This window comes from Kitasatospora sp. SolWspMP-SS2h, from assembly GCF_003259315.1.
In the GTDB taxonomy this organism is placed as follows: domain Bacteria; phylum Actinomycetota; class Actinomycetes; order Streptomycetales; family Streptomycetaceae; genus Kitasatospora; species Kitasatospora fiedleri.
Genome location: NZ_QLLT01000016.1, coordinates 1 through 20535 on the forward strand (window position 1 = coordinate 1; position 20535 = coordinate 20535).

Below are 20535 nucleotides of genomic sequence, written 5' to 3' on the forward strand. Positions count from 1 at the left end.
GTGTTCACCGACGCGGGGTGGAGCAGCTCGGTAGCTCGCTGGGCTCATAACCCAGAGGTCGCAGGTTCAAATCCTGTCCCCGCTACTCAGTAGCACGAAGGCCCGGAGGCAACGCCTCCGGGCCTTCGCCGTGTCCGCCCGGAGGTCGTCCGGAAGGTCGGCCGGATAAATCCGTTGCCTCTTCCGGCGGGCGGTGCCTATGGTGGCGGCACACTGAAAGGAGGTGATCCTGAGTTGAGTTCTTTCAGGATGCGTGAGGTGGCTGCTCGCTAGAGCCGCCCCTGCCTGCGCAGCGGTGAGGCCGTTCGGTCTCCGGCTCAGGCGAATTTCCAGCAGTCACCCGGCCCGTGGGCTCACCGGTACATCCCCGGTGCCTCGGTCGCCGTCCCCAACGGGGCGGTCCGAGGAGCAGCCCGCGGGCCGTCTGCGTTCTCGGGGGTCCCGGGGGTCCCGGGAGTCCCGGGGGCCGTCGCCCCGCGCCGGGGCGGGAAGCCGTGGCGGCGGGCCGCCGCGGTGACGGCGAGGACGGGCAGCAGCAGGGCGAGGGCGAACGGGGGCAGTGCGCCGGGGCCGCCCAGGTCGAGCAGCAGCCCGCCGACGGCGCCGCCGAGGCCCATCGCGGTGTTCCAGGTGGCGACCAGCAGGGTCTGGCCGCGTTCGCCGCCGGCGTCGGCCACCGCGGTCTGGAACAGCGGGGCGGCGCCGCCCCAGCCGAGGCTCCAGAGCGCGGCGGCGAGCAGCACCAGGGGTGCGGCGGGCGCGGGCAGCAGCAGGAGGGCGACGGCGGCGAGGAAGGCGGCGCCGGCGGCCAGCGTGAGCCGCCGCAGCCGCCGGTCGACCAGCGCGCCGGTGGCGGCGAGCCCGACGACGGCGGCCAGGCCGAGGACGAGCAGCAGCAGGTCGCGGCGGTCGGCCGCGCCGTAGTGGCCGAGCAGCGCGGCGATGTAGGTGTAGAGCACGTTGTGGGCCAGGACGTACGCGGCGGTGACGAACAGCACGGGCCGCACGCCGGGCAGGCGCAGGGCGGCGCGGACGGGTTCGGGGCGGCCGGAGCGGTGTCCGGTGGCGTCGGGGACGGCGGCGGCGATCCACAGCAGCAGGGCGGCGGCGAGGACGGCGACCAGCGCGAAGGTGGGCCGCCAGCCGATCAGCCGGCCGGACCAGGTGCCGAGCGGGATGCCGAGGGAGAGCGCGAGCGGGACGCCGATGCCGGTGACGGCGATCGCCCGGCCGTGCAGGGCGGGCGGGGTCAGGCGGCGGGCGTAGCCGACGAGTTCGGCCCAGATCGCGGCGACGGCGACCCCGGCGGCGATCCGGACGGCCATGGTGAGCGGGTAGGACGGGGAGAGCGCGGTGACGGCGTCGGCCAGCAGCAGCACGGCGACGGCGGCCAGCACCAGGCGCTTGCGGGACCAGTGGGCGGTGGCCCGGGCCAGCGGGATCGCGGACAGGCCGGTGGCCAGGGCGTAGCCGGTCAGCGACTGGCCCATCGCGGATTCGCCGACCCGCAGGTCGTGGGCCATCTCGGGGAGGACGCCGGCGGGCAGCGCCTCGGTGACGATGCCGAGGAAGGCCGCGGTGGCCAGGGCCAGCAGCGGGGACCAGCGCAGCCGGGGCGCGGACGGGGTGGTTGCCATGCGGGTATGGTCGAACTCTGACATCGATGTGAGAGTCAAGTCCTTCCGGCGGGCCGGGGACGGCGGACGGAGGAGCCGGTGCGGATCGGTGAACTGGCGGCCCGGACGGGGGTGGCGCCCCGGCTGCTGCGCTACTACGAGGAGCAGGGGCTGCTGGAGCCGGGCCGCTCCGCGAACGGCTACCGGGAGTACCGGGAGCCGCTGGTGGAGCGCGTCCGGCAGATCCGCTCGCTGCTGGCCTCGGGCCTGTCCACCCGCACCATCCGCACCGTGCTGCCCTGCCTGGCGGACGGCCAGTTCCACGTCCGGGACGCCGCGCCGGAGACGCTGGCGGTGCTGGAGCACGAGTACCGGCAGCTGGCGGAGCGGGCGGAGTGCCTGGCCCGCAGCCGGGACGCGGTGGGCGCCTACCTGGGGGCGGTGCGCTCGCTGCGGGCGGCCGGGCGGTAGCCGGGGCGCGGCGGGTGGGCCGGGCGCAGCACCAGCACCCGGCCGGTGGAGCCGGTGCGCAGGACGCGGCTGGCGATCCGGTGGTGGCGCAGCGCGGCGCGCAGTTCGGTCAGGTGCGGGCAGCGCCGGCCGCGTTCGTCGTACAGCGGGAAGACCCGGACCTCGCCGTCGGGGGCGGTGACCCGGACGAGTTCGCGCAGCGCGCGGAGCTGCTCGACGGGGCCGAAGACGGCCGGGTAGGCGAACAGCAGGTAGGAGCTGAGGGTGAGCGCGAAGGTGCCGTCGGCGAACGGGAGCCGGGGCAGCGCGGCGGCCACGTAGCGGTCGGGGTGGGCGGTGGCGTCGGCGGTGAACAGCCGGCGGGCGCGGTCCCAGCTGCGCAGGTACTTCTCGGGGCGGCGCAGGGCGGGCAGGTGGCTGCGGGGGTCGCGGCGGATGGCGGCGGCCATGGTCGCCCGACCGTCGGCGGCGAGCGCGGCGAGGCGGTGCGGGCCGAGCGCGTAGCCCGGGTCGGCGGCGACCACCTCGCAGCCGAGCGCACGGGCCTCGGCGGCGAGCGCGGCGGCCCCGCCGGGACAGTCCAGGACGGGGCCGGGCAGTCGGGCCAGTTCGACCCGGGTGAGGCCGAAGCAGGCGCAGTACTCGTCCAGCGGCCGGGAGGTGACCAGCACCGGCGGAGCCTCCGCGGGCCGGGAGGGCCGGGTGAGGGTGGTCGGGCGCATGCGGGGCCTCCGGACGTTCGACGGGCCCGGGGTGCGGCCCGGGCCCGAGGTCATCCGACCACGGGCCCGGGGGTGTCGCACGTCCAGTCGGTGCCGGGGATGCGGCCGACGCGGAGGAGATCCGCCCGTCGACCGGTCGGCGGCGGAGGTCCGCCCGTCGACCGGTCGGCGGCGGAGGTCCGCACGACCCCGGGGGACCGGGCCCCGGCCGGGGAGCCGACCGACGACCACCGGCTCAGCCACCGGCGAAGAACTCGACCGACGGCAGAGCCCCGGCCGTTCCCGGGAGGACCGGGCCCCGGCCGGGGCATCCGCCGACGGCCGCGAGGGCGAACGGCGGCCGCGGGCTCAGTCGTTGGCGGAGAGGAGGGCCCGGGCGGCGAAGCGGTTGATGCCGGTGAGGCCGCGGATCAGCTGCGGGGTGAGGAGGACGAAGACCAGGCCGAGCACGCAGACGCCGGCGATCTGCCAGGGTTCGGTGAGGTCGTAGACGTGCTGGACGCCGTGGGAGTCGCGCCAGTCGGCGACCCGGTAGCCGTCCCAGGGGGTGTAGCGGCCGAACACCCACTGGTAGGCCGGGAACAGGGCGAGCGACCAGCCGAGGCAGAAGAAGGTCACCGAGAGCGTGAAGCTGAGGATCGCCCAGGGGAGCATGACGAACTGGTGCAGCGCGGCCTTCCAGCCCGCCGGGTCGGCCAGCCGGGCGGTGATCCGGCCCCAGACGCCCTCCCGGCGGACGGTAGTCTCCGGCGGGGCGGGCAGTTCCTCGCCCAGCAGGGTGCGGATCCGCAGCCGCTCGGCGGCGCCGAGGCCGCGGGCGACGGCGAGCAGCAGGGCGAGGACGGGCAGGCCGATCGCGGTGAGGGAGAGGCCGAGGCCGGCGCAGAACAGCGGCACGACCAGGGCGAAGCCGAGCACCGCCATCGGCAGCCCGCTGAGCACGTAGCCGAGCTGCCGGAAGGTGCGCCGGGAGAACGGGGCGCGCCAGAACCCGGGCCGGTCGAGGTGGCCGCCGGGACTGGTGAGGGGGTACGCAGCGGTGGACATCCGGGGTCCTTCGGGTCGTCGGGCGGCCCCGCCGGTCGGCGGTGCCGGGCACGTGCTCCAATCTGCCGCAGCGGCCCGGCCGGGGTAATGACGCCTGCTGCCGAATCCGTGGTGGGGTTAACCCCCGCCCCGCCTGGTAGCCCGCTCCACCGGGCGCGACGAACGCGACGGACGCGACGGACGCACCGAACGCGGCAGGCGCTATGGCCGCGGCAGGCGCTACGGACGCGGCGGTCCGGCCCACGGCGGGCCCGGCCACTCGGGGGCCAGCAGCGAGTACTGGAGCGCGTCGTGCCACCCGCCGTCCCGGTGCGACTCGGCCCGGATCCGGCCCTCGTACCGGAACCCGGCCCGGGCCAGCACCCGGGCCGAGGCGGTGTTGGCGGGGTCGCAGCGGGCCGCCAGCCGGTACAGGCCCAGGGTCTCGAAGCCGAGCGCGCACAGCAGCGCGGTGACCTCGCCGGCGTACCCGCGGCCCCAGGTGTCGCGGCGCAGGACGCAGCCGAGCCGGGCCGCGTGCCCGTCCTCGCGGGTGAGCGCGGCCTGGCCGACCGGCTCGCCCGACGGGTCGTCGACGGCCAGCCGGTAGTGCGTCCGGGGCTCCTCCTCGGCGGCCTCCAGGTACAGCTCGACCTGGTCGGCGCAGTCCTCGAAGTCCCGCACCCCGAACGGGAGGTGGCGGACCGTCTCGGGGTCGCCGTGCACCGCGTGCAGGGCGGCCACCTCCTCCGGGGTGTGCCGGTACTCCCGCAGGGTGAGCCGGGGGCCGCGCAGCCGGAGGGTCTCCATGGCCGCCGACCCTACCGGGCGCCGGTCCGGGGACCGGCTACCGTACCGGGGTGGACGACGACGACCTGCACCTGCTCCCCCGCACCCGTGCCGCCGATCTGCTGAGCTGGGCGGACGGGGCGGGGCTCGACCCGGTGCCCGAGCCGGCGGTGCGGACCGTGCTGACCCTGCTGGAGCTGGGCGGGGCCCGGCTGCACGAGGGCCTTCCCGAACTCACCTCCCCGGTGCTGGAGCACCTGCTCTACGAGCAGCTCCACCTGTACGTGCAGCCGGACGGCGACCCGGCGGCGTACCCGGCGGCGGTGCGGCTGCTGATCGAGTGGCAGCGGGCGGCCCGGCGGCTGAACGCCAAGCGCGCGGAGAAGCTCCGCGCGGAGGCCGACTGGCAGGGCGAGGTGCTGCTCTCCCTGCTGCGCCGCTCCGACCTGGTGACCTGGCCCCGGCTGTACGCCCTGCTGCTGCGCGCGGACGGGGTGCCGACCGCGGACCCCGGCGCGGTCCGGGCCTGGCTGGCGGCGTTCCGCGAACTCCCGGAGGAGGAGCGCTTCGCCGCCTTCGACCGGGTGCCCGGCCTGGACGGGGACGGCCACTGGGACCAGCCGGGACGGCCGCTGCTGATCGGCGTCTCCACCGACGGGGCCCGGCGGCTGCTGGAGCAGGGCCTGATGCGGCGCAGCTACCGCAACCTCGCCGAGCTGAACGCCCGCGGGCTGCCGATGCCCGCCGAACTGACCGGCGCGTTCGAGGAGTTCGAGGAGGCTGTGGCGCAGGCCGCGATCGACCTGTGCGGCGAGTGGACCGTCCCGGGGCTGCCGCGGCTGCTGCTGGAGGAGTTCCCGGAGCTGGCCCCCGAGGAGTACTGAGCCGGTCCGGGGAGGGCTGGGCGGGCCGGGGAGGCCGGGCGCGGGAGCGCCGCGCACCGCCCCGGGCGGCCGACCGGCCGGACGGGCTACGGCCGGAGGCCGAGGTGGTGCAGCCAGGGGAGGGGGTCGACGGGGGCCGCGCCGCCCGGGCGGACTTCGAGGTGCAGGTGGGGGGCGGTGGCGTTGCCGGTGGCGCCGACGGCCCCGAGGACGGTGCCGGGGGCGACCCGGCCGACGGGGGCGGCGATCCGGGAGAGGTGGCAGTACCAGAGCTCGGTGCCGTCGGGGAGGGTCTGGATGACCCGGTAGCCGTAGGTGCCGGACCAGCCCGCCGAGGTGACGGTGCCGGCGGTGACGGCGGTGACGGGGGTGCCGGTGCGGGCGGCGAAGTCCAGGCCGGTGCGCAGGTGGGCCCAGTGCGCGCCGGACCGGGCGGACGGGTCGGTGAGCCGGTGGCCGGCGACCGGCAGGACGGCTCCAGTTCCGGCCCCGGTCTCGCTCCCGGCCTCGGTGGCCGCGGGGTCGGTCGCGGCCGCGGTCTCGGCCCGGCGGTCGGCGTGCCTGGCTTCCGCCTCCTGCGCGGCGGCGACCCGGGCGGACTCCTCGGTGACGGTGCGCTGTCCGTCGGCCTGCTGGAGGATGCGGGCGGCCAGGGCGAGGCCGGGGTCGGCGGCGAGCAGTCCCTCGGAGGCTTCGTCGGCGGCGGCGACGGGGGCCGGGGCCGGTGCGGCGGCCTGGGCGGGGGCGGCGGTGAGGCCGGTGGCGCCGAGGGCGGCGGTCATCGCGGTGACGCCCAGCAGCGGTGCGCCGACGCGGGCCTGGCGGGGCAGCCGGGGCCGGGCGGGTTCGGTCTCGACCGGGTGGTCGAGCAGCTGGGTGCCGGTGCTCTCGGTGTAGGTCGACGCCACGGGGGCGTGCTCCTTCCTTCCCTGCCGCCGACCGGGTTAGCTGACGGGTTCGGAGGTGGAAGGTCTCCTACGGTCGGGCCCAGGGCCGTCCCGATTCACCCCGGTGGAACGTGGTTCCCCGGCTCCCGGGCCCGACCGCGGGGGTGGGCCCGATGGATTAGGCGTGGCGCACGGTGCCGCATGGTTACGGCGTTGCCGACCGCGCTGCGTTATCAAACGTTAATCCTATGGACCCCATGATTCCAAGCGCCTACCGAGGTGCAGTGAAACTTTCCTGACGCCCTATGGGCGATTTGTGACGGTTCGCCAAGGGGCCCGGTTCCGGACATGACGGACCGTGACGGCGCGGTTGAGTATCCGTACTCACGACCCCCCGCCGCCCCCGGCGGGACCCTGGCCCCATGACCGCATCCGTGCCGCACCGCACCACCTCCGCCTACTACCTCCAGGCCGTCGCCTCCTTCGCGTTCGCCACGGCCGCCCTCGTCCTCGGGATCGCCTACCTCCCGGTCAGCGCCTGGATGCGCGCCTTCCTCGGCGTCGGCCTGCTCTACGAGATCACCTCCGCGTTCACGCTGGCCAAGGTGATCCGCGACCGCCAGGACGAGGGCGCGCTCACCAGCCGGGTCGACCAGGCCCGGCTGGAGAAGCTGCTCGCCGAGCACGACCCGTTCAAGGTCGACGGGATCTGACGGGGGCGGAGCCCGGCGGGTTTCGGACGCTCGACCGGTGGGCGGCCGGGGCGGGCCGGTGGCCGGGAGTTGACGGCTAAGGCTATTAGCCTTAGCTTTATGGCTATCGGCAGCAGCCGGGCCCGAAGCGCCCGGAGCGCCGGACGCCCGCCAGGAGGCCCGCGATGAACAGCACCCTCGGCACCACCACCCGGTACCTCGACGTCACCGGCGGCCGGATCGCCTACGACGACGCCCCCGGCCCCGGCGTCCCGGTCGTCCTGCTGCCCGGCATGCTCGACAAGCGGGCCGTCTACCGCCACCTCGCCCCGCTGCTGGGCGCCGCCGGGCACCGGGTGGTCAGCATGGACCTGCGCGGCATGGGCGAGTCCTCGACCGGCTTCACCGACCACAGCCCGGCCGCGATCGCCGAGGACCTGGCGGCCCTGCTGGACCACCTGGACCTGCGCGGCGCCGTCCTGGTCGGCAGCTCGTACACCGGCGCCAGCGTGGTCCGGGCCGCCGCGCTCGCCCCCGGGCGCACCGGCGGCGTGGTGCTGATCGACGCGTTCGTCGAGAACCTGCCGCTGAACGGCTTCCAGAAGGCGCTGTTCGGCCTGGCCGCCCCGCTGGTCACCGCGTTCCCCGGGCTGTGGAGCGCGATGCAGAAGTTCTACTACCCGGGCGAGCGGCCCGCCGACTTCGACGCCTACCGGGCCGGACTGGCCGCGATGCTCCGCGAGCCCGCCCGCAGGGCCGCGCTGCGCGGCTACCTGCGGGGCGACTCCGCGCCGGTCGGCTGGTGCGCGGCGGTCGACGCGCCCGCGCTGGTGCTGATGGGCGACAAGGACCCGGACTTCCCGCGGCCCGGGCTGGTCGCCGACCGGCAGGCCGCCGCGCTGCGCGGCCGCACGGTGATGATCGGCGGCGCCGGCCACTACCCGATGGCCAGTCACCCGCAGGCCGTCGCCGATGCCCTGCTGCCCTTCCTGGCCGGACTGGGCGAGCCGGCCGGGCAGGCCGGGCAGGCCGACGAGAACGGGAACGCCCGCTGATGCCCCGCGCCGGACTCTCCACCGCCGCCGTGGTGGACCACGCCCTCGAACTGATCGACGAGCGCGGCGCCGAGGCGCTCACCCTGGCCGCCGTCGCCGCCCGGGCCGGCGTCGCCACCCCCTCGCTGTACAAGCACGTCGCCGGGGGCCTGCCCGAACTGCGCCGGCTGGTGGCCGTCCGCACCACCGAGGAGCTGGCCGACCACCTGGCCGCCGCCGTGCTCGGCCGCTCCCGGGACGCGGCGGTCCGCGCCCTGCTCGCCGCCTACGCCGGGTACGCGCTGCGCCACCCCCGCCGGTACGCGGCACTGCCGCAGGCGCCGGACCCGGAGCCGGACCCGGCGCTGGCCGCGGCGGCCGAACGGCTGGTGGGGGTGCTGTTCGCGGTGCTGCGCGGCTACGGGCTGGCGGGCTCGGAGGCGGTGCACGCGGTGCGGACGCTGCGGGCCGCGGCCCACGGGTACGCCTCGCTGACCACGGCGGGGGCGTTCCGGCTCGCCGAGGGCACGGACGTCACGCTGGAGCGGCTGACCGGCGTGCTGGTCGAGGGCCTGGCCAACTGGCCCGGCGCGGAAGGGGCGTGACCTCCGGGGCGCTGCCGCGTTCTACCCGGTATGAAGAAGCGCAGCCTGCTCGCCTTTGCCTCGCTCGCCGTCGGCGTGGTCGCCTCCCTCACCGCCCCCGGCGCGCACGCGGCGCCGGAGCACGGGGCCGGGCCCGGTCCGCTCAGGGACGCCGTCTCCGCCCCGGACCTGCCGCTGGACGGGGACACCGTGCGGCCGGACGCCGAGCAGCCCGGGGCGTGACCCGGGCGGCCACCGGTCCGCGGGGGAACGCGCCGGTGGCGTGACGTCCACACCTTTTCGCAACCTGACGCCCACCATTCCGACACCACTGGTGGGTCAGACTGTCCTTCGGTCGGGAAGTCGTACCGCGTGGAGACCTTCCACGGGTGTGACCGACGAGCACGGAGGACAGGACATGCCGCAGGCGACCCAGCGCACCGAGCCCGGCACCGGGCTGATCCCCGTTCCCCGGACGGCGCCGGACGGCGCGCCCGGCGCCGCGCGCCCGACGGCCGCCCCGCCGCGGGAGGGCTGGGGCGCCGCGCTGCTGCGCGGGATCGCGGTGGCGCGTTCGCTGCGCTCGCTGCGGCCGGTCGCCGCGCGCCCGCAGCGCGGGTACGGCGAGGTCGACGGCCAGTAGCCGCGGGCGGTACCGGCAGCGACCGAATGCCGGAAATGCCGGTGGTGTCCCCCGTGTCGTGAAAGCGCCCGGTTGTCCGGTGCGTCCATAAGATGGGCAGCACTGGCACGTCGACCGGAAGGGCCGGGCGCCTCCCCATGGACCAGGACCAGAGCTCCCCGCGCCGCGCCAGCCGGTCCGAGCTGCGGTGCGTACGGGCGCTGCTGCGGGCGTCGAGCGCGGCGGAGCTGCTGGCGGCGCTGCTGGCCGAGGGCCCGGCCTGGATCACCGGCGAGGGCTCGGCGCTGTACCTGCTGGACGACGGCGGGGCGCTGCGGCTGACCGCCTCGCACGGACTGCCCGCGTGGGCGCACCGCAAGTACGCCGTGGTGGACCCGGCGGGCGGGCTGCCGGCGGCGCTGGCGCTGCGGCGGCGGGAGCCGGTGCTGCTGAGCCCGCAGCGGACCAGCGCGGACTACCCGAACGCGGCGGTGGGCCTGGGCACCGGCCTGGTCGCGCTGGCGGTGCTGCCGCTGGTGGTGGACGGGGACCCGGTGGGTTCGCTGGCGCTGGCGCTGGCCCACCGCGGGGCCGTCCCGCGCCGGGACGTGGAGCTGCTGGAGACCTTCGCCGACGTGGTCGCGCACCGGCTCGCGCACCTGCTGGACCACGTGCGGGCGGCCGATCCGGCGGCGGCCGGGCCCCGGCCGGAGATCCCTCCCGCCGACGGGCAGTTGGTGTCGCTGGCGGTGCGCTCGGCGGGGGCCGGGGCGTTCGAGCGGGACCTGGTGACCGGCGAGACGGTGTGGGACGCCCAGGCGTACCGGGTGGTGGGCCTGCCTCCGCCGGGGGCGACCGGGCGGGCGCCGGACCTGGCGGACGTGGTGCACCCGGAGGACCTGCCGGACGTGCAGGCCGCCCTGGCGGAGGCGCTGGCGGCCGGCGGCCCGTACCGGGTCTCGTACCGGGTGGTGCGGCCGGACGGCACCACCTGGCAGGTGGACGAGGCCGGCGAGGTGATGCTGGACGTGCACCGCCGGCCAGTGCGGACGGCGGGGCTGGTGACCGGGCGGGAGTGGCGGCCGGGCCCGGCGGGCGGTCCCGCGGCGGCCGCGGCGGCGGGGGCCCGGTCGACCCTGCTGCTGGCGCTGACCCGGGCGCTGTCCCGGGCGGTGACGGTGCGGGAGGTGACCACGGCGCTGACCGACGTGGCCCGGCCGGCGCTGGGCGCGGCGGGGGTGGTGCTGGACCTGGTGGACGAGGGCCGGCTGACGCCGGTGTCCCCGGCGGTGTTCGGCGGCCCGCACCGGGCGGAGCTGAACCGGCTGCACGACCTGGCGGGCGGGGTGATGGAGCACGTGCTGGCCCGGGCCGCGCCGCTGTTCAGCGAGCCGGGCCGGGAGCGCCGGGGGCCGGAGGAGCCGGCCGCCTGGACGGTGCTGCCGCTGGTGGCCTCGGGCCGGCAGGTCGGCTCCTGCCTGATCACCTTCGCCACCGAGCGGGCGTTCAGCCGCGAGGACCGCACCATGTACTCGGCGTTCGCGGGCATCCTGGCGCAGTCGCTGGAGCGGGCCCGGCTGTACGACGTGCACCACGAGCGGGCCAGCGAGCTGCAGCGGGCGATGCTGCCGCGCTCGCTGCCGGCGCTGCCGGGGATCGCCTCGGCGGCGCGCTACCTGCCGTCCACCGAGGGGATGCGGATCGGCGGCGACTGGTACGACCTGCTGCGGCTGCCGGGCGGCCTGGTCGGGCTGGTGATCGGCGACGTGCAGGGCCACCACGCGGAGGCCACCGCGGTGATGGGGCAGCTGCGGTCGGTGCTGTGGGCGTACGCGACGGAGGGGAACGACCCGGCGGCGGCGCTGGAGCGGACCGGCCGGCTGCTGGCCGAGATGGAGACCGAGCTGTTCGCCACCTGCCTGTACGTGGTGCTGGACCCGGCGAGCGGCCTGCTGCGGGCGGCCCGGGCCGGGCACCCGCCGCCGGTGCGGATCGGGGCGGCCGGGGCGGCCGAGCTGGAGCTGCCGGGCGGCCCGCCGCTGGGGGTGCTGCCGGAGGTGCGCTACCCGCTGGTGGAGGCCCGGTTGGAGCCGGGCGAGACGCTGCTGGCCTACACGGACGGGCTGGTGGAGGTCCGGGACGAGGACTACGACGAGTCGGTGCAGCGGATGCTGGGCGGGCTGGAGCTGTGGACGGCGGAGGCCGGCGGGGCCCGGCGGCTGGGGCGGCCGGGGGCGCTGGAGCGGCTGGCCGACCTGCTGACGCTGAACGTGACCGAGCGCGCGGTGCGGCAGGACGACGTGGCGCTGCTGCTGCTGCACCGGATGGCTAGCTGAGTTCCGCCCGGACCCGCCCGGCTTGTCCGAAATTGACGGAATCTGAACGGCGGAAGTGGGAACCGTTCATACGCAAGTAGTAACACCACCATAAACTCCGCGTGTGACGACCACTCAATGGTGCCTGGCAGCAGCTTCCTTGCTCGCCCTCCTCGCCCTCGCGGCGGCTGCCCGCTCCCGCGCCGTCACCCGGGCCCTGCGCTCCCGGCTGTCCCACACCGAGAACGAACTCGCGGCCGTCCAGCAGCAGTTGGCCGCCGAGCTGGCCGACCGCCGGGCCGGGGCCGAGGCCGCCCTACAGGAACAGGAGATGAACGCGGCGACCCGCCGGGCCTTCCTCAACGTGGCCCGCCGGATCCTGGTGATGGCGCACGACCAGCAGGCCGGGCTGGACGAGATGGAGCGCACCCACGACGACCCGGTGCTGCTCGACGGCCTGCTGCGTGCCGACCACGCCGCCGCCCAGCAGGCCCGCCTCGCCCAGACCCTGGCCGTGCTCTGCGGCTCGCGGGCCGGCCGGACCTGGCCCGAGCCCGTCCCGCTGGAGGACGTGGTGCGCGGCGCCCAGGGCCGGATCCTGCCGTTCCAGCGGGTGGTGGTGCACAGCCGGGTGGACACCGCGGTGCTCGGCGCCGCCGCCGAGGCGCTGATCCACGCGGTGGCCGAACTGCTGGACAACGCCACCCGCTACTCGCCGCCCAGCTCACAGGTGTACGTGACGCTGATGCCGGTGCACAACGGCGCGGTGATCGAGATCGACGACTGCGGCGTCGGCATGACCGACGTGACGGTGGCCAAGGCCGCCGCCGCGCTGGCCGGCGGCGACTCGCTGGAGGTCTCCCGGATCGGCGAGGTCCCGCAGCTGGGCCTGGCCGCGGTCGGCCGGCTCGCCCAGCAGTACGGCTTCCGGGTCACCGTGCACTCCACCCCGTCCCCGTACGGCGGCGTGCGGGTGGTGGTGCTGCTGCCGAACGCGCTGCTCACCGACCCGCTGCCGCACGGCCTGCCGGGCGCCGCGGCCCGCCCGGCGGTGGCGGCGCCCGAACCGCGCCGCGCCGCGCCCGAGCCGCGCCACCGCACGTCCGAACCGCGCCACCGCGCGCCCGAACCGCGCACCCGCGCCACCGACCCGCTGCCCGTCCGCCCGGTCACCCCCCGGACCGCGGCGGCCCAGCCACCCGCGGCGGCCCAGCCCCCCGAAGGGCCGCCGCTCGGCGGCGCCCTGCCGCGCCGCACCAACCGGCGGGGCAGCGCCCCGCAGCACCAGTTCCCCGCGGAGCCGGCGGTCTCGCCGCGCTCCGCCCGCGAGGCCCAGGCCTTCATGTCGCTGTTCCAGAGCGGTACCGCTGACGGCCGCACCGCCGCCCGGCAGGACCGGTGGTCCGACCCGGACCGCCCCGACGTATTCCCCGCTTCCCCCCAGGGAGACTCCCATGACGACCAACCCTGATCTCGGCTGGCTGCTGGCCGACATCGTCTCCGTACCGGAGGTCCGGCACGCCCTCGTGGTGTCCAACGACGGACTGGAGATCGGCCGCAGCCCGCGGATCGACCGGGACGACGCCGAGCGACTGGCCGCCGCCTGCTCCGGGCTCCAGTCGCTGTCCCGGGGGGTGGCGACCGGCTTCGGCGACGGCAGCACCCGGCAGATCGTCATCGAGTACGGCGGCGGCTACCTGTTCGTGGTCGCCGCCGGGGCCGGGGCGCACCTCGCGGTGGTGGCCGGGGAGGCGGTGGACGCGGGCCTGGTGGCCTACCAGATGCAGATGCTGGTCGGGCGGATCGGCGAGCACCTGACCGCCGCGCCCCGGCAGGAGAGCGCCGCCGGGGACCTGCGGTGAGCCGCGGACCGGTACGCCCGTACGTCATCACCGGCGGACGCAGCCGGACCGGCCGGAGCGTGCTGGAGTTCGAGAGCCTGGTGCGGACCGTGCCGGGGGTCGCGGTCGACCCGATGGTGGTGAACCGGGAGCAGTTGGAGATCCTGGAGATCTGCCGCCAGCTGCTGTCGGTCGCCGAGGTGGCGGCCCACCTCGGCCTGCCGATCAGCGTGCTGAAGGTGCTGGTGGGCGATCTGTGGGAGCTGGGCGCGGTCCAGGTGCTGCCGCCCCTACGTCCGGCCGAGCGGGCACCGCTGGCCCTGATCGAGGAGGTGCTGGTTGGGCTCCGTCAGCTCCGTTGAGCCGGCCTACCTGCCGCCCGGCGTGCAGGGCGCGGTGAAGATCCTGGTCACCGGGCCGTTCGGGGTCGGCAAGACCACCCTGGTCGGCGCGCTGAGCGAGATCGACCCGCTGCGCACCGAGGAGACGATGACCGCGGCCGGCGAGGACGTGGACGACCTGACCGGCCGTCCGCACAAGTCGACCACCACGGTGGCGCTGGACTTCGGCCGGATCACGCTCAGCGGCCGGCTCGCGCTGTACCTGTTCGGCACGCCCGGGCAGCAGCGGTTCTGGCCGCTGTGGGAGGACCTGTCGCGCGGGGCGCTGGGCGCGATCGCGCTGGTCGACTCGCGCCGGATCGAGGAGTCCTTCGACGTGCTCGGGCTGCTGGAGGAGCAGCGCATCCCGTTCGCGGTCGCGGTCAACCTGTTCCCCGACACCCCGTCCTACCCGGAGGAGGAGCTGCGGGCCGCGCTCGACCTGCTGCCCGGGGTGCCGATCCTCACCTGCGACGTCCGTGACCAGGGCGCCGCCCACCGCCTGCTGATCGATTTCGTCGACCACCTGCGGGTGGGCGCCCTGGAGCTGTCATGACCGTTCCCGAACACCTGGCGGCCACCACCGGCTGTCCCCACGCCGGCCGCCCGGCCGGTGCCGCGCTGTACGGCTCGGCGGTCGCCGCCGACCCGCACGGCCTGTACGCCCGGCTGCGCGCCGAGCACGGCCCGGTCGCCCCGATCGAGCTGGAGCCCGGGGTGGAGGCGTGGCTGGTCATCGGGTACCAGGAGATGCTCGAACTGACCCGCAACGAGCAGCAGTTCTCCAAGGACTCGCGGGGCTGGCGGGTGCCCGGGGAGGGCCGGCTGCGCCCGGACTCGCACCTGGTGCCGATGACCATGTGGCGGCCCACCCTGCAGAGCATGGACGGCGCCGAGCACCAGCGGCTGAGCAGCGCGGTCGCCGACACCCTGGCCCGGATCGACCACAAGCGGCTGCGGGAGACCACCGAGGCCGCCGCGATGGCGCTGATCGAGAGCTGGGGGCCGGACGGCACCGCCGACCTGGTCGGCCAGTTCACCCGGCGGCTGCCGCTGCTGGTCTTCACCCAGCTGCTGGACCTGCCCGAGGAGGACGGCCCGCACCTGCTCGAACTGATCACCGGGGTGGTGGACAGCAACGCCGACTCGCAGCGGGCCTCCGCCGCGCTGGCCGCGCTGCTGGCCTCGCTGGTGCGGCAGCGGCGCGAGCGGCCCGGCGAGGACCTGACCTCCTGGCTGCTGACCCACCCGGTCGGGCTGACCGACGAGGAGGTGGTGCACCACCTGGTGGTGATCCTGATCGCGGGCAACGAGCCGACCATCAACTGGATCGGCAACACGGTGCGGCTGCTGCTCACCGACCGCCGCTTCCGGACCAGCCTGACCGGCGGCCGGGCGACCGTCGCGGACGCCCTGGAGGAGGTGCTCTGGCGCGACCCGCCGGTGCAGAACTTCCCCGGCCGGTGGGCCACCTCGGACACCGTGCTGGGCGGCCAGTACATCAGCGCGGGCGACCTGCTGGTGCTCGGCCTGGCCGGGGCCAACGACGACCCGTCGGCGCACGGCCCGGACGGCCTCAGCGGCAACCGGGCCCACCTGGCCTGGGGCGCGGGCCGGCACGTCTGCCCGGCCAAGGACCCGGCCCGGCTGATCGTCGAGACCGCGATCGAGACCCTGCTGCACTGCCTGCCGGACCTCCAGCTCGCCGTCCCCGCACACGAGTTGACCTGGCGCCCGTCGCCCTGGTCGCGCGCCCTGACCAGCCTGCCGGTGCTGTACAGCGCCTTCACCCCGCCCCGCCCCGCACCGCCCGAGAGGACCGCATGGACGCCGCAGCCGCAGACCGGGTCTGCCCCTACAGGCTCGACCCCGTCGGAGCAGACCAGCACGCCGAGAACGAGCGGCTCCGCGCTCGCGGACCTGCGACGCAGGTTGAGCTCCCTGGTGGGGTGGTGGTCTGGGCGGTGACCCGGCACGACGCCCTCCAGCGGGTGCTGGCCGACCCCCGGGTCGGCAAGGGCGTCGGGCACTGGTCGCTGTATCGGGAGGGCGGGCTGCCCGAGGGCTGGCCGCTGCTGACCTTCGTCACCGTGCCCGGGATGACCACCTCCGACGGCGCCGACCACCGGCGGCTGCGCGCCCTGTCCGCGCAGGCGCTCACCCCGCGCCGGATCGCCGAGCTGGCCCCCGCCGTCCGGCAGCGGGTCGCCGAGCTGCTGGACGCGCTGCCCGCCGCGCAGGACCCGGCGGCCGGGGTCGACCTGCGCGCCCGGTTCGCCTACCCGCTGCCGATGCACGTCATCGGCCGGCTGCTGGGCCTGGACCCGGACCGGCAGGACCGGCTGCACGAGCTGTCCGACATCGTGGTCAGCTCCTCCGGCGCGCCCGGCGCCAGCGCGGCCGCCGCCCGGGACATCGGCGTGCTGCTGGCCGGCGTGGTCGCCGCCAAGCGGGCCGAGCCCGCCGACGACCTGACCACCGCGCTGATCGCCGCCCGCGAGGACCAGGACCGGCTCAGCGAGCCCGAACTGATCGGCATCCTGCTCCAGCTGGTGGTGGCCGGCCACGAGACCACCCTCAACCTGATCTGCAACGCGGTGCACGCCCTGCTCACCCACCCCGAGCAGCTGCGGCCGGTGCTGGACGGCACCGTGCCGTGGTCGGCGGTGGTCGAGGAGACGCTGCGCTGGAACTCCCCGGTCGGCCAGTTCCCGATGCGCTACGCGCTGGAGGACATCGACCTGGGCGAGGGGGTGGTGATCCGCGCGGGCGACGGGATGCTCGCCTCGTACGCGGCGGCCGGGCGCGACCCGGAGCAGTGGGCGGACGCGGACCGCTTCGACCCGACCCGCTCCCCGCTGCGGCACCTCTCGCTCGGGCACGGGCCGCACTTCTGCATCGGCTCGGCGCTGGCCCGGCTGGAGGCGGAGACCGCGCTGCGCGAGCTGTTCGCGCGCTTCCCCGGGCTGCGGCTCGCCGAGGGCGCGGACCCGCGGCCGATCCCGTCCTTCGTCAGCAACGGCATCAGCAGCCTGCGGGTCCGGCTCGGCTGACGCACCGGGGCGGGCTCCCCCGCCCGGCCGGTCCACGTGACCGGGCGGGGGTCGCCCTCGTTGCACCTGCCATGAAGAAGCTCACCGCACTCGCCGTCCTGTCCGTGGCCGGGCTGGCGCTCGCCCAGGCCCCCGCCCAGGCCGACCCGATCGCCTCGGCCGGCGGCCTCGGCCAGGCCCAGGGCCTGGACACCGGCTACCACGGCGCCCTGCCCTCCACCACCGAGCTGTGCCACCGCGACCTGGCCCAGTACCCGGTGGTCGGCCCGCTCACCGACTCCGCCACCGGCGCCTGCGAGACGCTCGGCGCGGCCGTCGACGGGCAGTAGCCACGCCCCGGACATCCAGAACCGTTATGGTGCGAATGTCCGTTTCTTCCGTGGTTCCTGGCGTGAGGTGATCCCGTGGGCAGCGTGGCCGACCAGATGGTGGAAGTGCTCCGGCAGGCCGGGGTCGAACGCGTCTACGGAGTGGTCGGCGACAGCCTCAACCCGGTCGTCGACGCGATCCGCCGCGCCGAGGGCATCTCCTGGGTGCACGTCAGGAACGAGGAGGCCGGGGCGTTCGCGGCCGCCGCCGAGGCCGAGCTGACCGGGCGGCTCGCGGTCTGCGCGGGCAGCTGCGGCCCCGGCAACACCCACCTGATCCAGGGCCTGTACGACGCCCAGCGCAGCGGCGTACCCGTGCTGGCCCTGGCCTCGCACATCCCGTCCGGGCAGATCGGCACCGGCTTCTTCCAGGAGACCCACCCCGAGCGGGTGTTCACCGACTGCAGCACCTGGTGCGAGATGCTCTCCAACCCCGCCCAGCTGCCCCGGCTGCTGCGGATCGGCATCCAGCACGCGCTCGGCGCCCCGGGCGTCTCGGTGCTGGTCTTCCCCGGCGACGTCGCCGCGCTCACCGCCCCCTCCCCCACCGGGAGCAGCGCCTTCCTCACCGAGCAGGCCGTCGCCGCCCCGCCCTGGTCCCAGGTCCAGGCCCTCGCCGAGGCGCTCAACTCCGCCCGCACCGTGACCGTCTTCGCCGGCGCGGGCGTCCGCGGCGCGCACGAGGAGCTGATGCACCTCGCCGAGGTGCTCCAGGCCCCGGTCGGGCACTCGCTGCGCGGCAAGGAGTGGGTGCAGTACGACAACCCGTACGACGTCGGGATGAGCGGCCTGCTCGGCTACGGCGCCTGCCACGAGGCGCTGCACGAGGCCGAGTTGGTCCTGCTGCTGGGCACCGACTTCCCCTACGACTCCTTCCTCCCGCAGGCCCGCACCGTCCAGGTCGACCACGACGCGACCCGGCTCGGCCGCCGCACCCCGCTGGAACTCGCCGTGCACGGCGACGTGGCCGCCACGCTGCGGGCCGTGCTGCCGCTGCTGGAGCGCAAGACCGACCGCCGCTTCCTGGACGGGATGCTGGACCGGCACTGCAAGGCCCTGGAGACGGTGGTCGGCGCCTACACCAAGGGCATCGAGAAGCACCGGCCGATCCACCCCGAGTACGTCGCCTCGGTCCTCGACGACGTCGCCGACCAGGACACGGTGTTCACCGTCGACACCGGGATGTGCAACGTCTGGGCCGCCCGCTACCTCACCCCCAACGGGCGCCGCCGGGTGATCGGCTCCTTCCTGCACGGCTCGATGGCGAACGCGCTGCCGCACGCGATCGGCGCCCAACTCGCCTTCCCCGGACGGCAGGTGGTCTCGATGTCGGGCGACGGCGGGATCGGCATGCTGCTCGGCGAACTGCTCACCGTGGCGAAGTACCGGCTGCCGGTGAAGACCGTGGTGTTCAACAACGGGGCGCTCGGCATGATCAAGCTGGAGATGCTGGTCTCCGGCTTCCCCGAGGCCGAGATCGACAACGGCGACGTGGACTACGCCGCGATCGCCCGCGCCTGCGGCATCCCCGCCAAGCGGGTCACCGACCCCGCGAAGGTCCGCGAGGTGCTCGTCGACGCCCTGGAACGCCCCGGCCCCGCGCTCGTCGACGTCGTCACCGACCCCAACGCCCTCTCCATCCCCCCGCACATCACCGCCGCCCAGCTCAAGGGCTTCGCCCTCGCCGCCGGCCGCACCGTCCTGACCGGCGGAGTCGGCAAGATGATCGACCTGGCCCGCTCCAACCTCCGCAACATCCCGCGCCCCTGAGAGACCCCCTCCGGGGCGGCGGGGAACGGCGGAGGCCCCGGCCGGGCGAGGAGGGGCGGGCAATCCGGTCTCCTCCGGGGGCAGCGGGCGGAGAACGGGAGCCCTGGCCGGGCGGGCTTCGGAGGGGAGGCGGGGAAAGCCCGGCCCCTCCGGGGCGGCGGGGAACGGCGAAAGCCCTGGCCGGGCGGGCGAGGAGGGGCGGGCAACCCGACCCCCACCGGGGCAGCGAGCGGAAAACGGAAGCCCTGGCCGGGCGGGCCCCGGCGGGCAGGCGGGGAAAACCCGGCCCCTCCGGGCAGGAGGGGGGCGGGGAACGGCGAAAGCCCTGGCCGGGCGGGCGAGGAGGGGCAGGCGACCCGACCCCCACCGGGGCAGCGGGCGGAAAACGGAAGCCCTGGCCGGGCGGGCCCCGGCGGGCAGGCGGGGAAAGCCCGGCCCCTCCGGGCAAGAGGGGAACGGCGAAGGCCCCGGGAGGGCGAGGAGGGGCGGGCGGTCCGGCCCCCGCCGGGGAGCGCGGGGGCGGCGGGAGGGTGGTGGGGTCGGTCGGCCCTGGTGCCGGGGGGCGGGGGGGGAGACTGGGGGCAGGAGGCCGGTTTGCCTGTGGGGCAAGTTTGTTGCCTGCGGGGCACGGAGGGTGTCCACTGGGGGCATGACGGACAGTCCACTCGGTGAGGACCAGGAGGTCGCGGGCCTCGGTGCGCGGCTGCGGGAGCAGCGGGTCTCCAGCCGCTTGACGCTGGAGGCCGCGGCGGCCCGGGTCGGCCTCTCGCCAGCTTACTTGTCGCGCCTGGAGACCGGGCGGCGGCAGCCCTCGCTGCCGGTGCTGCTGGGCCTGGCCCGGGCGTACGGGACGAGCGTGGCCGGGCTGCTCGGGGAGCAGCCCGGCGAGCCGGACCCGGTGATCCGGGGCGGCGGGATCGAGCCCGGGCGGGCCGGCGGCTGGGGGTACCGGCGGGCCGGTGCGCCGGGCCGGGCGATGCAGGCGCTGCGGGTGCACGTGCCGCCGAGCACGCAGGACGCGGTGGTGCGGGTGCACCCGGGCGAGGAGTGGCTGTACGTCACCGAGGGCCGGATGCGGCTGACCCTGGGCGACCGGGTCCACCTGCTGGAGCCGGGCGACTCGGCGCACTTCGACTCGATGACCCCGCACGTGATCGCCGCGGACACCGCCGACGGCCTCGACCTGATCTTCGTCCACACGCTGTTGCAGAGCCCGGCCGGCGAGCTGTGCCTGGGCGACGCCCCCCGCATCTAGGGCCCGTCTTCACACCCCCGTCCGCCACCACCGTCAGGAGACCGCCATGGCCGACACCGCGAAGCACCCCGCCCACGCCCCCGTCCCGAAGTACGCCGAGACCATCGACGCGGGGTACCGCGCCTCGAACCGGGTCTGGATCCGGGTGTGGATCTACATCGTGTCGGGCCACGTCTTCGTGGGCTTCCTGTTCCTGCTGTTCTACGTCGGCAGTCACAAGGGCTGA

General features: G+C 75.9%; 23 protein-coding genes, 1 tRNA gene and 1 riboswitch. Of the genes, 19 read left to right on the forward strand and 5 right to left on the reverse strand.

All coding sequences use genetic code 11. The features are described from left to right. Positions 1-11 precede the first annotated feature (11 nt). Positions 12-85 (forward strand) — tRNA-Met (locus tag K353_RS20375). A gap of 268 nt (positions 86-353) precedes the next feature. Here K353_RS20375 and K353_RS20380 read toward each other — a convergent pair. After that, a complete protein-coding gene (locus K353_RS20380; protein ID WP_233533705.1) occupies positions 354-1637 on the reverse strand; it encodes an MFS transporter in 1284 nt (427 codons plus the stop codon). A 78-nt stretch (positions 1638-1715) separates the two neighbouring features. Between K353_RS20380 and K353_RS20385 the strand changes: the two genes are divergently transcribed. Then, entirely contained in the window at positions 1716-2087 is a 372-nt protein-coding gene (locus K353_RS20385; RefSeq protein WP_111555005.1) for a MerR family transcriptional regulator, read from the forward strand. On the opposite strand, the gene K353_RS20390 is transcribed toward K353_RS20385, so the two are convergent. The 3 genes from K353_RS20390 to K353_RS20400 form a co-directional block, all read right to left on the reverse strand. After that, positions 2045-2809 (reverse strand): class I SAM-dependent methyltransferase, encoded by a 765-nt coding sequence (locus K353_RS20390; RefSeq protein ID WP_111555006.1) that lies wholly within the window; start codon positions 2807-2809, stop codon positions 2045-2047. The genes K353_RS20385 and K353_RS20390 overlap by 43 nt on opposite strands. A gap of 348 nt (positions 2810-3157) precedes the next feature. Next, positions 3158-3856 (reverse strand): sensor domain-containing protein, encoded by a 699-nt coding sequence (locus K353_RS20395; protein ID WP_111555007.1) that lies wholly within the window; start codon positions 3854-3856, stop codon positions 3158-3160. A 219-nt stretch (positions 3857-4075) separates the two neighbouring features. Beyond that, on the reverse strand, positions 4076-4645 hold the full coding sequence (locus tag K353_RS20400; protein WP_111555008.1) for a GNAT family N-acetyltransferase: 570 nt from the start codon (positions 4643-4645) through the stop codon (positions 4076-4078). Between the two features lie 50 nt (positions 4646-4695). On the opposite strand from K353_RS20400, the gene K353_RS20405 reads away from it, so the two are divergent. Next, positions 4696-5508: a hypothetical protein gene (locus K353_RS20405; RefSeq protein WP_111555009.1), complete on the forward strand. Its 813-nt coding sequence runs from the start codon at positions 4696-4698 to the stop codon at positions 5506-5508. A gap of 86 nt (positions 5509-5594) precedes the next feature. Here the strand turns inward: K353_RS20405 and K353_RS20410 are convergent, their stop codons facing one another. Then, positions 5595-6416 carry a M23 family metallopeptidase gene (locus K353_RS20410; protein ID WP_233533706.1) on the reverse strand — a complete coding sequence of 274 codons (822 nt, stop codon included), beginning with the start codon at positions 6414-6416 and terminating at the stop codon, positions 5595-5597. A gap of 10 nt (positions 6417-6426) precedes the next feature. Continuing rightward, a riboswitch (cyclic di-AMP (ydaO/yuaA leader) is annotated at positions 6427-6576 on the reverse strand. Positions 6577-6817: 241 nt separating this feature from the next. Between K353_RS20410 and K353_RS20415 the strand changes: the two genes are divergently transcribed. The 16 genes from K353_RS20415 to K353_RS20485 all read left to right on the forward strand — a co-directional run bounded on the left by K353_RS20415 (position 6818) and on the right by K353_RS20485 (position 20535). Next, positions 6818-7108, forward strand: coding sequence for a YiaA/YiaB family inner membrane protein (locus K353_RS20415; protein ID WP_100836888.1), 291 nt, complete (start codon positions 6818-6820; stop codon positions 7106-7108). 164 nt (positions 7109-7272) lie between these two features. Further along, complete coding sequence (locus tag K353_RS20420) at positions 7273-8142, forward strand: alpha/beta fold hydrolase (RefSeq protein WP_111555010.1); 870 nt, start codon at positions 7273-7275, stop codon at positions 8140-8142. Continuing rightward, the gene (locus K353_RS36585; protein ID WP_111555011.1) at positions 8142-8726 is read left to right on the forward strand and encodes a TetR-like C-terminal domain-containing protein; all 585 of its coding nucleotides are present in this window, start codon (positions 8142-8144) and stop codon (positions 8724-8726) included. The genes K353_RS20420 and K353_RS36585 overlap by 1 nt, the downstream gene beginning before the upstream one ends. 30 nt (positions 8727-8756) lie before the next feature. Further along, positions 8757-8948 (forward strand): hypothetical protein, encoded by a 192-nt coding sequence (locus tag K353_RS20430; RefSeq protein ID WP_111555012.1) that lies wholly within the window; start codon positions 8757-8759, stop codon positions 8946-8948. A 175-nt stretch (positions 8949-9123) separates the two neighbouring features. Continuing rightward, on the forward strand, positions 9124-9348 hold the full coding sequence (locus K353_RS20435; RefSeq protein WP_158585443.1) for a hypothetical protein: 225 nt from the start codon (positions 9124-9126) through the stop codon (positions 9346-9348). A 137-nt stretch (positions 9349-9485) separates the two neighbouring features. Further along, positions 9486-11663, forward strand: coding sequence for a SpoIIE family protein phosphatase (locus tag K353_RS20440; protein WP_158585444.1), 2178 nt, complete (start codon positions 9486-9488; stop codon positions 11661-11663). Between the two features lie 103 nt (positions 11664-11766). After that, a complete protein-coding gene (locus tag K353_RS20445; protein WP_146616522.1) occupies positions 11767-13113 on the forward strand; it encodes a sensor histidine kinase KdpD in 1347 nt (448 codons plus the stop codon). Beyond that, a complete protein-coding gene (locus K353_RS20450) occupies positions 13097-13504 on the forward strand; it encodes a roadblock/LC7 domain-containing protein (RefSeq protein WP_111555016.1) in 408 nt (135 codons plus the stop codon). Before K353_RS20445 ends, K353_RS20450 begins: the two co-directional genes overlap by 17 nt. Continuing rightward, on the forward strand, positions 13501-13845 hold the full coding sequence (locus K353_RS20455) for a DUF742 domain-containing protein (protein WP_111555017.1): 345 nt from the start codon (positions 13501-13503) through the stop codon (positions 13843-13845). The genes K353_RS20450 and K353_RS20455 overlap by 4 nt, the downstream gene beginning before the upstream one ends. Beyond that, complete coding sequence (locus K353_RS20460) at positions 13823-14419, forward strand: ATP/GTP-binding protein (protein WP_111555018.1); 597 nt, start codon at positions 13823-13825, stop codon at positions 14417-14419. Before K353_RS20455 ends, K353_RS20460 begins: the two co-directional genes overlap by 23 nt. Continuing rightward, positions 14416-15831: a cytochrome P450 gene (locus tag K353_RS35810; RefSeq protein WP_233533707.1), complete on the forward strand. Its 1416-nt coding sequence runs from the start codon at positions 14416-14418 to the stop codon at positions 15829-15831. The genes K353_RS20460 and K353_RS35810 overlap by 4 nt, the downstream gene beginning before the upstream one ends. Then, positions 15828-16916 (forward strand): cytochrome P450, encoded by a 1089-nt coding sequence (locus K353_RS20465; protein ID WP_233533708.1) that lies wholly within the window; start codon positions 15828-15830, stop codon positions 16914-16916. Before K353_RS35810 ends, K353_RS20465 begins: the two co-directional genes overlap by 4 nt. 71 nt (positions 16917-16987) lie before the next feature. Then, positions 16988-17245, forward strand: coding sequence for a hypothetical protein (locus K353_RS20470; protein WP_111555020.1), 258 nt, complete (start codon positions 16988-16990; stop codon positions 17243-17245). A 75-nt stretch (positions 17246-17320) separates the two neighbouring features. Next, the gene (locus K353_RS20475; RefSeq protein ID WP_255410745.1) at positions 17321-19054 is read left to right on the forward strand and encodes a pyruvate dehydrogenase; all 1734 of its coding nucleotides are present in this window, start codon (positions 17321-17323) and stop codon (positions 19052-19054) included. Positions 19055-19703: 649 nt separating this feature from the next. Continuing rightward, positions 19704-20309: a helix-turn-helix domain-containing protein gene (locus tag K353_RS20480; protein WP_111555021.1), complete on the forward strand. Its 606-nt coding sequence runs from the start codon at positions 19704-19706 to the stop codon at positions 20307-20309. A gap of 46 nt (positions 20310-20355) precedes the next feature. Next, on the forward strand, positions 20356-20535 hold the full coding sequence (locus K353_RS20485; protein WP_318551985.1) for a DUF6126 family protein: 180 nt from the start codon (positions 20356-20358) through the stop codon (positions 20533-20535).